The 14,140-nt window shown below is 70.3% G+C and carries 14 protein-coding genes; 5 read left to right on the top strand and 9 right to left on the bottom strand.

The annotated features are described in order from the left end of the window. Window positions 1-228: 228 nt before the first annotated feature. Window positions 229-1,779 (bottom strand): MFS transporter, encoded by a 1,551-nt coding sequence (locus tag ACIQ9E_RS13830; protein WP_403706491.1) that lies wholly within the window; start codon window positions 1,777-1,779, stop codon window positions 229-231. Continuing rightward, window positions 1,776-2,330 (bottom strand): TetR/AcrR family transcriptional regulator, encoded by a 555-nt coding sequence (locus ACIQ9E_RS13835; protein ID WP_040916805.1) that lies wholly within the window; start codon window positions 2,328-2,330, stop codon window positions 1,776-1,778. The genes ACIQ9E_RS13830 and ACIQ9E_RS13835 overlap by 4 nt, the downstream gene beginning before the upstream one ends. 89 nt (window positions 2,331-2,419) lie before the next feature. Here ACIQ9E_RS13835 and ACIQ9E_RS13840 point away from each other — a divergent pair, with 89 nt between their 5' ends. Next, entirely contained in the window at window positions 2,420-2,926 is a 507-nt protein-coding gene (locus tag ACIQ9E_RS13840) for a hypothetical protein (protein WP_403706492.1), read from the top strand. A 130-nt stretch (window positions 2,927-3,056) separates the two neighbouring features. On the opposite strand, the gene argH is transcribed toward ACIQ9E_RS13840, so the two are convergent. Continuing rightward, window positions 3,057-4,484 (bottom strand): argininosuccinate lyase, encoded by a 1,428-nt coding sequence (gene argH / locus ACIQ9E_RS13845; RefSeq protein ID WP_403706494.1) that lies wholly within the window; start codon window positions 4,482-4,484, stop codon window positions 3,057-3,059. A gap of 70 nt (window positions 4,485-4,554) precedes the next feature. Then, window positions 4,555-5,751 carry an argininosuccinate synthase gene (locus tag ACIQ9E_RS13850; RefSeq protein WP_403706496.1) on the bottom strand — a complete coding sequence of 399 codons (1,197 nt, stop codon included), beginning with the start codon at window positions 5,749-5,751 and terminating at the stop codon, window positions 4,555-4,557. A 146-nt stretch (window positions 5,752-5,897) separates the two neighbouring features. Here ACIQ9E_RS13850 and ACIQ9E_RS13855 point away from each other — a divergent pair, with 146 nt between their 5' ends. Continuing rightward, window positions 5,898-6,662, top strand: a complete 765-nt coding sequence (locus ACIQ9E_RS13855; RefSeq protein WP_403706498.1) for a L,D-transpeptidase — start codon at window positions 5,898-5,900, stop codon at window positions 6,660-6,662. 62 nt (window positions 6,663-6,724) lie between these two features. Here ACIQ9E_RS13855 and ACIQ9E_RS13860 read toward each other — a convergent pair whose 3' ends face one another. From ACIQ9E_RS13860 to argC, 5 genes are all read right to left on the bottom strand, one after another. Continuing rightward, complete coding sequence (locus ACIQ9E_RS13860; protein WP_403706829.1) at window positions 6,725-7,246, bottom strand: arginine repressor; 522 nt, start codon at window positions 7,244-7,246, stop codon at window positions 6,725-6,727. 85 nt (window positions 7,247-7,331) lie between these two features. Beyond that, window positions 7,332-8,522 (bottom strand): acetylornithine transaminase, encoded by a 1,191-nt coding sequence (locus ACIQ9E_RS13865; protein ID WP_403706500.1) that lies wholly within the window; start codon window positions 8,520-8,522, stop codon window positions 7,332-7,334. After that, a complete protein-coding gene (gene argB, locus ACIQ9E_RS13870) occupies window positions 8,519-9,451 on the bottom strand; it encodes an acetylglutamate kinase (RefSeq protein WP_403706502.1) in 933 nt (310 codons plus the stop codon). Before argB ends, ACIQ9E_RS13865 begins: the two co-directional genes overlap by 4 nt. Continuing rightward, a complete protein-coding gene (argJ, locus tag ACIQ9E_RS13875; protein WP_403706504.1) occupies window positions 9,448-10,599 on the bottom strand; it encodes a bifunctional glutamate N-acetyltransferase/amino-acid acetyltransferase ArgJ in 1,152 nt (383 codons plus the stop codon). Before argJ ends, argB begins: the two co-directional genes overlap by 4 nt. Window positions 10,600-10,672: 73 nt before the next feature. Further along, window positions 10,673-11,701, bottom strand: a complete 1,029-nt coding sequence (gene argC, locus ACIQ9E_RS13880) for an N-acetyl-gamma-glutamyl-phosphate reductase (protein WP_403706505.1) — start codon at window positions 11,699-11,701, stop codon at window positions 10,673-10,675. A gap of 151 nt (window positions 11,702-11,852) precedes the next feature. Here argC and ACIQ9E_RS13885 point away from each other — a divergent pair, with 151 nt between their 5' ends. The 3 genes from ACIQ9E_RS13885 to ACIQ9E_RS13895 all read left to right on the top strand — a co-directional run bounded on the left by ACIQ9E_RS13885 (window position 11,853) and on the right by ACIQ9E_RS13895 (window position 14,108). Then, window positions 11,853-12,845: an SMI1/KNR4 family protein gene (locus ACIQ9E_RS13885; RefSeq protein ID WP_403706506.1), complete on the top strand. Its 993-nt coding sequence runs from the start codon at window positions 11,853-11,855 to the stop codon at window positions 12,843-12,845. 67 nt (window positions 12,846-12,912) lie between these two features. Continuing rightward, window positions 12,913-13,362, top strand: coding sequence for a hypothetical protein (locus ACIQ9E_RS13890; protein WP_403706507.1), 450 nt, complete (start codon window positions 12,913-12,915; stop codon window positions 13,360-13,362). Window positions 13,363-13,466: 104 nt separating this feature from the next. Continuing rightward, window positions 13,467-14,108: a beta-glucanase gene (locus tag ACIQ9E_RS13895; protein ID WP_403706831.1), complete on the top strand. Its 642-nt coding sequence runs from the start codon at window positions 13,467-13,469 to the stop codon at window positions 14,106-14,108. The last annotated feature ends 32 nt before the right edge of the window (window positions 14,109-14,140 follow it).

Here is a 14,140-nt window from a genome sequence, read left to right on the forward strand (position 1 = left end):
GTCACCCTCGACACCCTCCCACTCACCACCAACGGCAAACTCGACCGCAAAGCCCTGCCCCCCCCCCCCCCCCCCCCCCCCCCCCCCCCCCCGCCCGCCCCCCCCCCCCCCCCCCCCCCCCCGCGCGGCGCCCCGCCCCCCGGGGGCCCCCCCCCCCCCGGCCCTCTGTCCGTCCGTCTGTCTCTCTGCCTGTTCGTCCGTTCGTTCGTCCGTCGGAAGGCTACGGCGTCACGGGTGCTCGACGCCGTCCTCCAGCTTCTGGCCCCGCAGCAGGAACCAGGCCGCCGCGGCGGTCGCGAACAGCACCGCCGAACCGACCGCGCCGGCCACATGGAAACCTTCGGCGAAGGCGTCCCGGGCGGCGGACAGCAGCTCCGCGCCCTGCTCCGGCGGCAGCGCCGCCGAGGCCTCGGCGGCCCCGCCCAGAGAGTCACGGACCCCCTCCGCCACGTCCGCCGGCACCCCTTCCGGCACGGTGAAGCCACGGTAGACACCGGTGACGACCGAGCCCAGGACGGCGATGCCGAGGGCGGCACCCAGTTCGTACGCGGTCTCCGACACCGCGGATGCGGCACCGGCCTGCTCCTTGGGCACACTGGAGAGGATCACGTCCGCCGTCACGGTGAAGGCGAATCCCGCACCGAGACCACCGACGAACAGGGCGGCACCGATCGCGGGGGCGCCGGTGCTCGCGCTCAGCACCGTACAGCCCGCGAGGGCGGCGCCGACGGCCGCCAGACCACCGGCGACGGTGCCCCGGACGGAGAACCGGCGGGCCACGAAACCGGCCAGCAGACCCGCTCCCACGGCACCGATCGCCGCGGGCAGTTCGATCAGACCGGCCTCCAGCGGCGATCGGCCCTGTACGAGCTGGAGGAACTGCGACAGGAAGAACACCAGCCCGGAAAGGCCGAGGATGGTCAGCAGATCCGCCAGTACGGCACCGGAGAAGCCCCGGTTCCGGAAGAGCCGGACATCCAGCAGCGGCGACGGCAGGATGAGCTGCCGACGGACGAACCACACCAGGGCCGTCGCTCCGAGGGCCCCGGCCAGCAGCGCCCCGGCACCGAAGCCGTGCACGGCCAGCTCCTTGATGGAGTACACCGAGGCGATCATGCCCACGAGGGAGAGGACGACGCTGATCGGATCCCAGGGACCCGGGTTGGGGTTGCGCGACTCCGGGAGGAGCTTCACACCGATGACGACCAGCAGCGCCATCACCGGCAGGTTGATCAGAAAGACCGAGCCCCACCAGAAGTGCTCCAGCAGCACACCGCCGACCAGCGGGCCGACCGCGGCACCGGCGGAGGCAGCCGCGCCCCAGATGCCGACCGCGATACTCCGCTCCCGGGGATCGTGGAAGAGGTTCCGGATCAGCGCCAGCGTGGACGGCATCAGGGTCGCACCGGCGACACCGAGCAGGGCACGGGCGAGAATCATCATCTCGGGACTGGTGGCATAGGCGTTGAGGACGGAGACCGCGCCGAACGCGACCGCGCCCGTCAGCAGCAGCTTCTTCCGGCCGATCCGGTCACCCAGGCTGCCCATGGTGATCAGCAGACCGGCGATGACGAAGGAGTAGACGTCACCGATCCACAGGAGCTGGGTACCCGAAGGCCGCAGATCCTCACTCAGATACGGGGTGGCCAGACCGAGTACAGTGGCGTCGACCGCCACCAGCAGTACGGCCAGTACCAGGACGCCCAGGGCGACCCAGCGGCCGGGGGCCTTGATGATCTCCTCCGTCTTCGTCTTCGTCAGGCGGACGGTACCGGTCACTTCTCCACACTCCGTCGGGTGACACCACCGAGCAGCAGCTCGGTGATCATGAACGTATAGTCGCGGGCGGCGATCCGGCCGGACTGGACGGCCCAGGCGGCCGAGCTGACCAGCCCGAAGAGGGCCTCGGTGATCCACGCCGCCGTGAGGTCGATCCGGAACACCCCCTCCTCCTGGCCCCGCTGCACCAGCGCCACGATGCGCCGGTCCGCCCGCTGCCAGCCTTCGTGGACGTCCTCGCCCTCGAAGAGCTGGTTCTCGGTGATCAGGAACGAGAGCAGATGGGCGCAGCGCTCGGACTCCGCCACCAGCCGACGCAGCGCATCGGCCGCGCTGCCCTCGTCGAGCTTCGCGGCTTCGATCGCCGTTTCCAGCTCCCGCAGCCCGTAGTCCTCCAGCGCCCGCACCAGGGTGTCCCGCCCGGCGAAGTGCCGGTGCAGGGTCGCCCGGCCGATCCCGGCCGCCCGGGCGACCTCGTCCATGGTCGCGCTGCCCTTCCGGGAGAGAAGGGCGGCGGCAGCCCGCAGAACCTGCTCACGATCAACAGTCATGAGACAAGACTAACCGACATGAGACATGAATGTCTCATTCGATAGTTCGATGCCCCGCGCGAGGGGTCGATTCCTGGAAGGATGTGGTGATGAAGCCGCTGCTACTGATCGACGTCGACGGCCCGCTCAATCCGTACGGGGCGAAGCCGGAACGGCGCCCGGCGGGCTATGGGACCCATCGGATGCGGCCCGAGGGCTGGCGGGAGAAGAAGCCGCTGCGGGTCTGGCTGAATCCGGGGCACGGGGACGAGCTGCTGCTGCTTGCGGACCGCTTTGAGCTGGTGTGGGCGACGACCTGGAAGGGCGAGGCGAACCGTTGGATAGCTCCGCCGCTGGGTCTGCCGGAGCTGCCGTACATCGACTGGCCGGTGATGCACGGCCGGTCGCCGCGCGGCACCTTCTGGAAGACGCAGTATGTGCTCGGCTATGCGGCGGGGCGGCCGTTCGCCTGGGTGGAGGACGAGATCACCGAGCTGGACCGGGAGTTCGTGGAGCAGAAACACCTGACCGCCGCCCTGCTCCTCCGTATCGACCATCGAATCGGGCTGACGGGGCCGGATTTCGAGGCATTGGAGGAGTGGGCGGCGGCGCTGTAGGTGATGGGTGGCCGTGGCGGCCGGTAGCGGAGGCCGCTCCGGCTGCCACGGGCCACGTGTTTGCCGCGGCTCCTGCTTGGCGGAGCTACTTGGACCGGCTCCTGCCCGGTGGGGCTACTGCCTGGCGGGGCTACTGCTTGGCGGCGGCCCAGGCGTGCTGGATCAGCAGATCGGCCTTGACCTCTGCCAGCTGGACGGCGACCGCGGAGGGGGCGGTGCCACCCCGGCCGTTGCGGGAGGCGAGGGCGCCGGAGACCTGGAGCACGCTCCGGACATCCGGGGTGAGGTGCTCCGAGATCTTGGCGAACTGGGCATCGGTGAGCTGGTCGAGTTCGATGCCCTGCGCCTCGCACTCCTTGACGCACTCCCCCGCCACCTCATGGGCGACCCGGAACGGCACTCCCTGCCGCACCAGCCACTCCGCGATATCGGTGGCCAGGGAGAAACCGGCAGGGGCCAGCTCCTCCATCCGTTCGCGGTGGATGGTGAGGGTTGCCATCATTCCCGTGAAGGCCGGAAGCAGTACTTCCAGGGTGTCGCAGGAGTCGAAGACGGGCTCCTTGTCCTCCTGGAGATCGCGGTTGTAGGCGAGGGGCAGCGCTTTCAGGGTGGCCATCAGCCCGGTGAGATTGCCGATGAGCCGGCCGGACTTGCCGCGGGCCAGTTCGGCGATGTCCGGGTTCTTCTTCTGCGGCATGATCGACGAGCCGGTGGAGAAGGCGTCGTGGAGGGTGACGAAGGAGAACTCCTTCGTGTTCCAGATGATGATCTCCTCGGCGATCCGGGAGAGATTGACACCGATCATCGCGGTGATGAAGGCGAACTCGGCCACGAAGTCGCGGGAGGCGGTGCCGTCGATGGAGTTTCCGGCGGAGCCCCGCTCGAAACCGAGGTCGGCGGCGACGGCCTCGGGGTCGAGGCCGAGGGAGGAGCCGGCCAGTGCGCCGGAGCCGTAGGGCGATACGGCGGTCCGCTCGTCCCACTGCCGCAGCCGCTCGGCGTCCCGGGAGAGGGACTGCACATGGGCGAGGACATGGTGGGCGAAGAGCACCGGCTGGGCGTGCTGGAGATGGGTGCGGCCGGGCATGGCGACCTCGGGGTGGGCCTCGGCCAGGCCCACCAGCGCGTCCTGGAGTTCGGCGATCAGCCCCCCGATGATCCGGGCGTGGTCGCGGAGGTACATCCGGAAGAGGGTGGCGACCTGGTCGTTACGGGAGCGGCCGGCCCGCAGCTTGCCGCCCAGCTCGGGGCCGAGTCGCTCCAGCAGTCCGCGCTCCAGTGCCGTATGGACGTCTTCGTCGGCGATGGTGCCGGTGAAGGAGCCGTCGGCGACGTCGGTCTCCAGTTGGTCGAGTCCGGCGATCATCCGGGTGAGTTCATCACGGGTGAGCAGCCCCGCCTTGTGGAGCACCCGGGCATGGGCGCGGGATCCGGCGATGTCGTACGGCGCCAACCGCCAGTCGAAGTGGACGGAGGCGGACAGCTTGGCCAGGGCCTCGGCCGGACCATCGGCGAATCGGCCGCCCCAGAGCCGGACGTCACCGTTGTTGCTGCTCACAGCTTGAACTCCTCTGACGTGGGCCACCGCCTCCCCCGGAGAGCAGGGAGGCGGGGCCGGGTGGAACGGATCAGGCGTTCAGATCGCGCCGGGCGGCGATCTTCGCCGAGAGGCTGAAGATCTCGATAAAGCCCTGGGCCTTCGACTGGTCGAAGGTGTCACCGGTGTCATAGGTGGCGAGGTTGAAATCGTAGAGCGACTCTTCGGACTTCCGGCCGGTGACCACGGCACGGCCGCCGTGGAGGGTCATCCGGATATCGCCCGTGACATGCTGGTTGGCTTCGTTGATAAAGCCGTCCAGCGCGCGCTTCAGCGGGGAGAACCACAGGCCGTCGTAGACCATCTCGCCCCAGCGCTGCTCGACCTGCCGCTTGTAGCGGGCCAGTTCGCGCTCGACGGTGACGTTCTCCAGCTCCTGGTGGGCGGTGATCAGGGCGATGGCACCCGGCGCCTCATAGACCTCGCGGGACTTGATGCCCACCAACCGGTCCTCGACCATGTCGATCCGGCCGATGCCCTGGGCTCCGGCCCGCTCGTTCATCTGCTGGATGGCTTGGAGGACGGTGACCGGCTTGCCGTCGATGGCGACCGGGACACCCTCCTTGAAGGAGATGACGACCTCGTCGGCCTCACGGGGCTCTGCGGGGTTGGAGGTGTACTCGTAGATGTCTTCGATCGGGGCGTTCCAGATGTCTTCCAGGAAGCCGGTCTCGACGGCGCGGCCGAAGACGTTCTGGTCGATGGAGTACGGGGACTTCTTGCTGGTGGCGATCGGGAGCTGCTTCTCCTCGCAGAAGGCGATCGCCTTGTCCCGGGTCATCGCGTAGTCCCGGACCGGCGCGATGCACTTGAGGTCGGGACCGAGCGCGGTGATCCCCGCCTCGAAGCGGACCTGGTCGTTGCCCTTGCCCGTGCAGCCGTGGGCGACGATGCCCGCATTGTGCTTGCGGGCGGCGGCGACCAGGTGCTTGACGATGGTGGGCCGGGAGAGGGCGGAGACCAGCGGGTAGCGGTCCATGTAGAGAGCGTTGGCCTTGATCGCCGGGAGGCAGTACTCGTCGGCGAACTCGTCCCTGGCGTCGGCCACCTCGGCCTCGACCGCACCGCAGGCGAGCGCGCGCTTGCGGATGACGTCGAGGTCCTCGCCGCCCTGGCCGACGTCGACGGCGACGGCGATGACCTCCGCGCCCGTCTCCTCGGCGATCCAGCCGATGGCGACGGAGGTGTCCAGACCGCCCGAATAGGCGAGTACGACGCGCTCGGTCACGGGCTTCTCCTTAACGATGCATTCGGTGATGGCATAAGTATGCATGATCCCGTATGTTTCGTCAACGCCCCCGTTCGGCGGTGTACGGGCCCGGACGGACCGGCTCCGGACGCGGGGTCCACGAGGTGTGCGTACGGTCGGGAGACATGCGCCGTCGCCTCCTTCCGCTCTCCGTCCTGCTGCTGCTCACGGCCGGGAGCGTCGCGTTCTCGCCGCCGCCCCCGCCACTCGCGGTACTCCCGTCCGCCGCGGTACCGGCACCGGGCGGACCGGCTCCAGAGGCTCCCCTGCCGGAGCGGATGGCGGACACCGGCGGAGGTACGCAGCTGATCACCGCGGTGGCGCCCGATACGGGGTCCACGACGGGCCGGGTGGTGTGGTGGGACCGGGGGGCCGACGGACGGTGGACCGAGGTCGGATCGGCGCCCGCACGGTTCGGGGCGAACGGGCTGGTGGCGGGCGGGGAGCGGGTGCAGGGCACGTCGACCACTCCGACGGGGCTGTACGACCTGCCGTACGCCTTCGGTATCTCGCCCGCTCCGGAGGGGGCCGGTTTTCCGTACCGGCAGGTGACCGACCGGTCGTACTGGTGCCAGGACAACGACTCCACCGAGTACAACCGCTGGGTGGAGGGCCTGCCGCCGGACTGCCGGGCGGCGGAGGCGGAACATATGGCCGAATACGGCGTTCAGTACGCCCATGGGCTGGTCATCGGCTTCAACTACGACCGGCCGGTACGCGGCCGGGGCGCCGGGATCTTCCTCCATGTGAACGGGGAGGGTCCGACGGCGGGCTGTGTTTCCGTACCGGCCGAGGACATGGCACGGATTCTGGTCTGGGCGGATCCCGGAAGGCGGCCGCATATCGCCGTGGGAACGGAGTCGGGGCCCACGGCCGTCACGCGTGGATGAGCGTGTCGGCCATGGGCCCCGAGGCTTCGTCGGGCCGCCGGCGATCCGTGGGCGGACCGTGGTCAGCGGGCTCCCTGGGCGAGCCGGAGGAGATGGTCGGCGAGCGCCTGGCCGCCGACCGGGTCCCGGCTGATCAGCATCAGGGTGTCGTCCCCGGCGATGGTGCCGAGGATGTCGTGCAGTTCCGCCTGGTCGATGGCGGAGGCGAGGAACTGCGCCGCTCCCGGTGGGGTGCGGAGTACCACCAGGTTCGCCGATGCCTCTGCGGAGATCAGCAGTTCGCCGGAGAGCCGGCGCATGCGCTCTTCCTTGGCGGACTCTCCGAGGGGGGCCTGGGGGGTCCGGAAGCCGCCTTCGCTGGGGACCGCGTAGATCAGCTCACCGCCGGTGTTGCGGATCTTGACGGCTCCCAGTTCGTCGAGGTCCCGGGAGAGCGTCGCCTGGGTGACGCTGAGCCCGTTGTCCGAGAGCAGCTTGGCGAGCTGGCTCTGGGAACGCACCGGCTGGCGGTTGAGGATGTCCACGATCCGCCGGTGGCGGGCCATCCGGGTCTGCGGTACCGCGGGTCCGCCGGCCTCGGCCATCTGTCCTGCCACCGCGGCCGCCTGGATATCGCGGGCGTCCCTGGCGTCCTGTGCCGCACTGTCTCGCGCCTCGGTCATCGTCGTCTCATTCCCCGTTCTCTCCTTCCGCCTGGTCCAGAATGCCGGGCAGTGCCTGGAGGAGGGCGTCCACCGCCTCCTCTCCGATGGTCAGTGGCGGCATCAGCCGTACGACATCGGGGGCGGGGACGTTGACCAGGAACCCGGCGCTCTGAGCCGCCTTCTGCACCTGGGGTGCGAGGGGCTCCTTGAGCACGATACCCAGCAGCAGTCCGGCACCGCGGACATGGGACACCTGGGGGTGGTTCAGCGATTCGACTCCGCTGCGGATCTTCTCACCGAGCCGTTTGACCTCGTCGAGGAGACCTTCGGCCGCGATGGTGTCGAGGACGGCCAGTCCGGCGGCGCAGGCGACGGGGTTGCCGCCGAAGGTGGTGCCGTGCTGTCCGGGCTTCAGCAGGTCGGCGGCCGGGCCGAAGGCGAGGGTGGCGCCGAGGGGCAGTCCGCCGCCGAGTGCCTTGGCGAGGGTGACGATATCGGCGTCGACGCCTTCGGCCTGGGCGGCGAACCAGTGGCCGGTCCGGCCGATGCCGGTCTGTACTTCGTCGAGGACGAGGAGGGTGCCGGTGGCCCGGGTGATGTCGCGGGCTGCGGTGAGATAGCCCTTGGGCGGGGTGACGACGCCGTTTTCGCCCTGGATGGGTTCGATGATCACCAGGGCGGTGTCCTCGGTGACGGCGGCGCGCAGCGCTTCGACGTCTCCGTAGGGCACATGGGTGACATCGCCGGGGAGCGGGAGGAAGGGCTGTTGTTTGACGGGTTGGCCGGTGAGGGCGAGGGCGCCCATGGTGCGTCCGTGGAAGCCGCCGTGGGTGGCGACCATATGGCGGCGTCCGGTGAGTCGGCCGATCTTGAAGGCGGCTTCGTTGGCTTCGGCGCCCGAATTGCAGAAGAAGACCCGGCCGGGGCGGCCGGAGAGCTGGATCAGCCGTTCGGCGAGGGTGACGGGGGGTTCTGCGATGAAGAGGTTGGAGATATGGCCGAGGGCGGAGATCTGGCGGGTGACGGCCTGGACGACGGCGGGGTGGCCGTGGCCGAGGGCGTTGACCGCGATCCCGCCGACGAAGTCGAGGTAGGCCGTGCCGTCGGCGTCGTGGACCGTGGCCCCTTCGCCGTGGGTGAGGGCGAGTCCGGGGGTTCCGTAGTTGTCGGCCATGACGTCCCGCCAGCGCCGGACGTTCTCATGGTTGGTGGTCATACGGCTGTTTCCCCCTGATTCCCCGGGGTGCCGGGGGTGGCTCGTCCATCGGGTACGACCATGGTGCCGATGCCTTCGTCGGTGAAGATTTCGAGCAGGATGGAGTGCTGGACGCGGCCGTCGATGACGCGTGCGGTCTGCACTCCGTTGCGTACGGCGTGGAGGCAGCCCTCCATTTTGGGGACCATGCCGCTGGAGAGGTCGGGCAGGAGCTTCTCCAGTTCGGTGGCGGTCAGTCTGCTGATGACTTCGTCGCTGTTCGGCCAGTCCTCGTAGAGGCCCTCGACATCGGTGAGGACCATCAGTGTTTCCGCGCCAAGCGCCGCAGCGAGTGCCGCAGCCGCCGTATCAGCATTGACGTTGTAGACATGTCCGTCGTCCTCTGCGCGGGCGATCGACGAGACGACGGGGATCCGGCCGTTCTCCAGGAGGGCTTCGACGACTCCGGTGTCGATTGCGCTGATCTCGCCGACCCGGCCGATGTCGACGAGTTCGCCGTCGATGGTGGGCCGGTGTTGGGTGGCGGTGATGGTGTGGGCGTCCTCGCCGGTGATGCCGACGGCGAGGGGCCCGTGCTGGTTGAGCAGTCCGACCAGTTCACGCTGGACCTGGCCGGCGAGGACCATCCGGACGACATCCATGGCTTCGGGGGTGGTGACGCGCAGTCCGGCCTTGAACTCGCTTTCGAGGCCGTGCCGGTCGAGCTGGGCGCTGATCTGGGGGCCGCCGCCGTGGACGACGACGGGCTTGAGTCCGGCGTGGTGGAGGAAGACCACGTCCTGGGCGAACGCGGCCTTGAGATCGTCGTCGACCATGGCGTTGCCGCCGAATTTGATGACGACGGTCTTCCCGTTGTGGCGGGTCAGCCAGGGCAGGGCCTCGATGAGGGTCCGGGCCTTGGGGAGCGCGGTGTGCTTCCGGGTGTTCATGAGCTGTAGGCGCTGTTCTCGTGGACGTAGTCGGCGGTGAGGTCGTTGGTCCAGATCACTGCGGACTCGGATCCGGCGGAGAGGTCGGCGGTGATGCCGACCTCGCGGTAGCGCATGTCGACGAGGTCGCGGTCTTCCCCGAAGGAGCCGTTCTTGCAGACCCAGACGCCGTTGATGGCGACATTGAGCCGGTCGGGGTCGAATGCGGCGCCGGTGGTGCCGATGGCGGAGAGCACCCGGCCCCAGTTGGGGTCCTCGCCGTGGATGGCGCATTTGAGGAGGTTGTTCCGGGCGATGGAGCGGCCGACCTCGACGGCGTCGGCTTCGGTGGCGGCGCCGATGACTTCGATCCGGATCTCCTTGGAGGCTCCTTCGGCGTCGCCGATGAGCCGGCGGGCGAGGTCGTCGCAGACGGTGCGCACTCCGGCGGCGAAGTCCTCGTATCCGGGGGTGGTGCCGGAGGCGCCGGAGGCGAGCAGCAGCACGGTGTCGTTGGTGGACATGCAGCCGTCGGAGTCGACCCGGTCGAAGGTGGTCCGGGTGGCGTCGCGCAGGGCGCGGTCGAGGGTGGCGGAGTCCAGGTCGGCGTCGGTGGTGAGGACGACGAGCATGGTGGCGAGCCCGGGGGCGAGCATGCCGGCGCCCTTGGCCATACCGCCCACGGTCCAGCCGTCGCCCCGATGGACGGCGGTCTTGTGGACTGTGTCGGTGGTCATGATGGCGATGGCGGCCTTCTCCCCGCCGTCCGCGTCGAGCTGCGCGGCGGCGGTGTCGAGGCCGGGGAGCAGCTTGTCCATGGGGAGCAGGGTGCCGATGAGGCCGGTGGAGGCCACGGCGATCTCGCCCGCGCTGTGTCCGAGCAGCTCGGCGGTCTTCTCGGCGGTGGCGTGGGTGTCCTGGAAGCCCTGAGGGCCGGTGCAGGCGTTGGCTCCGCCGGAGTTGAGGACGACGGCGGTGACGGCGGCGCTCTTGAGGACCTGCTCGGACCAGAGGACCGGAGCGGCCTTGACGCGGTTGCTGGTGAAGACGCCCGCGGCGGCGCGACGGGGCCCGGTGTTGACGACGAGAGCCAGGTCGGGATTGCCGTTCTGCTTGATTCCTGCCGCGATGCCCGCGGCGGTGAATCCTTGCGCTGCGGTGACGCTCACTGGGTCTCCTCTGTGGCGGCGACGGCCGCGGATGTGTTCCTGGTTTCGGTGTCGGTTGCGGTGGCGCTGGTCCTCATGGGGCGACGCCGATCGCGGAGAGACCGGTCTCCTCGGGCAGTCCGAGGGCGATGTTCATGCTCTGGACGGCGCCGCCCGCGGTGCCCTTGGTGAGGTTGTCGATCGCGCTGATGGCGATGATCCTGCCCGCGGCCTCGTCGAGAGCAACTTGCACCTGTGCCGCGTTGGACCCGTAGACGGAGGCGGTCGCGGGCCACTGCCCGGCGGGGAGCAGATGGACGAACGGCTCGTCGACGAACGCCTTCTCATAGGCGGCCCGGAGGTCCGCCGCGGTTGTCCCGGGAAGGGCTCTGACCGAGCAGGTGGCAAGGATGCCCCGGGCCATGGGGGCGAGGGTGGGGGTGAAGGAAACCGTGACCGGCCGGCCTGCAACGGCACTGAGGTTCTGGATCATCTCGGGGGTGTGCCGATGGCCGCCGCCCACGCCGTAGGGGCTCATGGAGCCCATGACCTCGGACCCCAGCAGATGCGGTTTGGGGGCCTTTCCGGCGCCCGAGGTGCCGGAGGCGGCGGTGATCACGGCCTCGGGTTCGGCCAGCCCCGCCCCGTATGCCGGGAAGAGCGCAAGCGATACGGCGGTGGGATAGCACCCGGGCACGGCGATCCGCTTGGCCCCGGCGAGCCCCGGGCGGGCGCCGGGCAGCTCGGGCAGTCCGTAGGGCCAGGTCCCCGCGTGGGCGGAGCCGTAGAACTTCTCCCAGTCGGCGGCGGACTCCAGCCGGAAGTCGGCGCCCATGTCGATCACCAGCGCCTCGTCGCCGAGCTGCTCGGCGACGGCCGCCGACTGCCCGTGGGGCAGCGCGAGGAAGACGACGTCGTGTCCCGCGAGCACCTCGACCGTCGTCTCCCGCAGCACCCGGTCCGCCAGGGGCACGAGATGCGGCTGCAGCGCACCGAGCGTCTGCCCGGCGTTCGAGTGCGCCGTGAGAGCACCCACCTGGACACCGGGGTGCGCCGACAACAGCCGGAGCAGCTCCCCGCCCGCGTACCCGCTTGCGCCTGCTACCGCGACACGTACCACCATCGAACCCTCCTCGTCGATGGCATGACTATACGCAGTGCCGAACTTTTATGCAATCACTCGAACGGCAGACACTGCCGGAGCGGGCGGCGGTGCCGGTGGTGTGCCGGTCTTGCATCGGTGTTGCGTCAGTGGTGCCTCGTACGGTCGGCGCATGATCGACGACATCCCTTCATCCGCGCCGGTGTACGCCTTCTCGACCTGGGAGCCGGTGCTGCGGCTGCTCCGTGCCGGCCGGGCGGCCCGGAGCGGTGGGCCGCCGGTTCGGGTGGCGGGGCGCATCGGGCGGGGCTCGTGGAGCCTGGACCTGGTGCGGCCCGGACCGGGGCCGGGAGGGGTGGCGCGGGTCGAGGGCGTGCAGGACGAGATGGACGCGGTGGACCGGGTCCGGGGCGCGCTGGAGGCGGTGGGGGCCGAAGAGGTCTCGTTCTGCGCGGAGATCGCGGCCGACGGCCGGACCGTGCTCCAGCTGATCGGGCCGAGTTCCGCGGTGGAGTCCGCGGCCGCGGGTACGGGTCCGGGGGTGCTGCTGCTGGTCGAGGGGGCCGTTCCCGCCCCCTGGCGCCGGCTTCCCGAATCCGTACCCGGGGCGGTGGCGGCTCCTTCGGCGGATCCCGGGCTGCTGGAGCGGACGCTGCGGGAGCGGTTGCCCGATGCCGTCGGGGCGACGGAGGCGGAGCCCGCGGCCGTGGAGGAGCGGATCGGGACCACGCTGCCCGCGGAGCTGAAGGCGTTGTACCGGGTCACCCGGGCCCGCCCGGCGGACGGGCCCGCTTCGAAGATCTTCCGGGCGGTGGGCCGGGAGCTGCTCGAACCGGACCGGGGTGCATATCGCGGACCCGTCGTCCCGCCCCTGGTCCTGGGCGTCCGCCGCGCTGGACGCGTCGGCGCCCGGCCCGGTGACGCGGTGCAGGGGCTGGTCGGGTCACCGGGGTGGATCGTGTTCGGGGACACCGGTGGCGGGGACCGGCCGGCGATCGACCTGACGCCGGGCGCGGGGGACACATCGGCCAGATCATCGTCATTCCGCACGAGGAGAACATCGGCGCCGGGCTCGTCGCCGACTCCCTCACGGACCTGGTGCCGGGCCGGCACAGCGCGGGCGGCGCGGTGCGGGAGCCCGGTCCCGAGCCGGTGGCCTGGGTGAACGAGCGGTCCCTGCGGAGCGTCGAGGCCGCCGCGCACCCCGGGCTGGAGGTGCTGTCCCTCGGGGTGTGGGAGGGGCGCCGTTCGGTCTCGCCCCGGTCGTCGGGCTGCCCGGACCGCGGACGCTGTCCGCGCATCCGGGGACGCTCGCCGACCCCCGGGAGATCGCCGGTCTCACCGGGCTGGAGTTCCTCGAACTCGGCCCCGCGGACTGGCGGGTCCTTCTGGACGCGGGAGCCGTTCCCCGGAGTCTTCTCGCCGCCGGGATCGAGGACTACGGCCGGGATCCGCTGCCGACCGTGGGCCTGGCGAATGAACTCCTGGCCCTCTGGGGCCGGCCGCCGATCATCCGGAGGGCGGTGAAGGGCGACCTGGGGCCGCTGGAGTACCCCTGCGGCCATGCGCCGCGACACGCTTCCGGAAACCTCACCGTTGCCCTGTGTCACCAATTCGTGTCATTGCGTAAGGACTTCGGCATGGGCGGTGATGGGGCGGGCAGAACCCGGATCGGGGACTGATCGACTGTTTGTACGGGAGGTGCGCGGTGCTGGTGACCGGATTCGAGAGGTTGAGGCGTTGGTGGCCGCTGCCCGGCGGGGGCGGCGGCCCGGGGGGCGGGGAGGTGGTCTTCACCGCGGACTTCGCTTCGGCTTCCCAGTGGGTCGCGGGGCGTTCCTGGGCCTATCCGGGGGGCGGTCCGGAGAATCCGGGGGACAACAAGCTGGACCATCTGGTGGAGGATCCCGCGTACAGCCGGGGTGGGGTGTTCCGGGCGACCCGGCGGGAGGACGGCAAGTGGGACGCGGGGCTGCTCACGACGGAGGGCAGTGAGCAGGGCTTCATGGTGCGCGCGGGCGATGTGCTGGAGGCGCGGGTGAAGCTGCCGGTGGAGATGGGGGCCTGGCCGGCGATCTGGACCTGGCGCGACGGCGGCCAGGAGATCGACGTCTTCGAGTACCACCCGGACAATCCCGATCTGCTGGAGCTGTCGAACCGGGTCCGGGGCGGGCAGCGCTACTACCGGGATCCGGCGATCGAACCCGGCGGCTGGATCGATCTGCTGGTGGAGCTGGGAGCCCGCTCGGTGGTGTGGTGGGTCAACGGCCGGCGGGTGTACGCGGACTACCGGGGTGTGGGGAGACGCTGGCAGGCGTATCTCATCGTCAATCTCTCGGTCTGCGCGGGGCGTTATCACCCGGCTCCGGATCCTGCCGTTTCGGAGATGTCGTACGAGGTGGAGGGGCTGGTGGTGCGGCGGGGGTAGCGACCGTCCCGGAGTACGGAGCGGCGGGCTCC

It is taken from the genome of Streptomyces sp. NPDC094448 (assembly GCF_044763775.1).
Classification (GTDB): Bacteria; Actinomycetota; Actinomycetes; order Streptomycetales; family Streptomycetaceae; genus Streptomyces.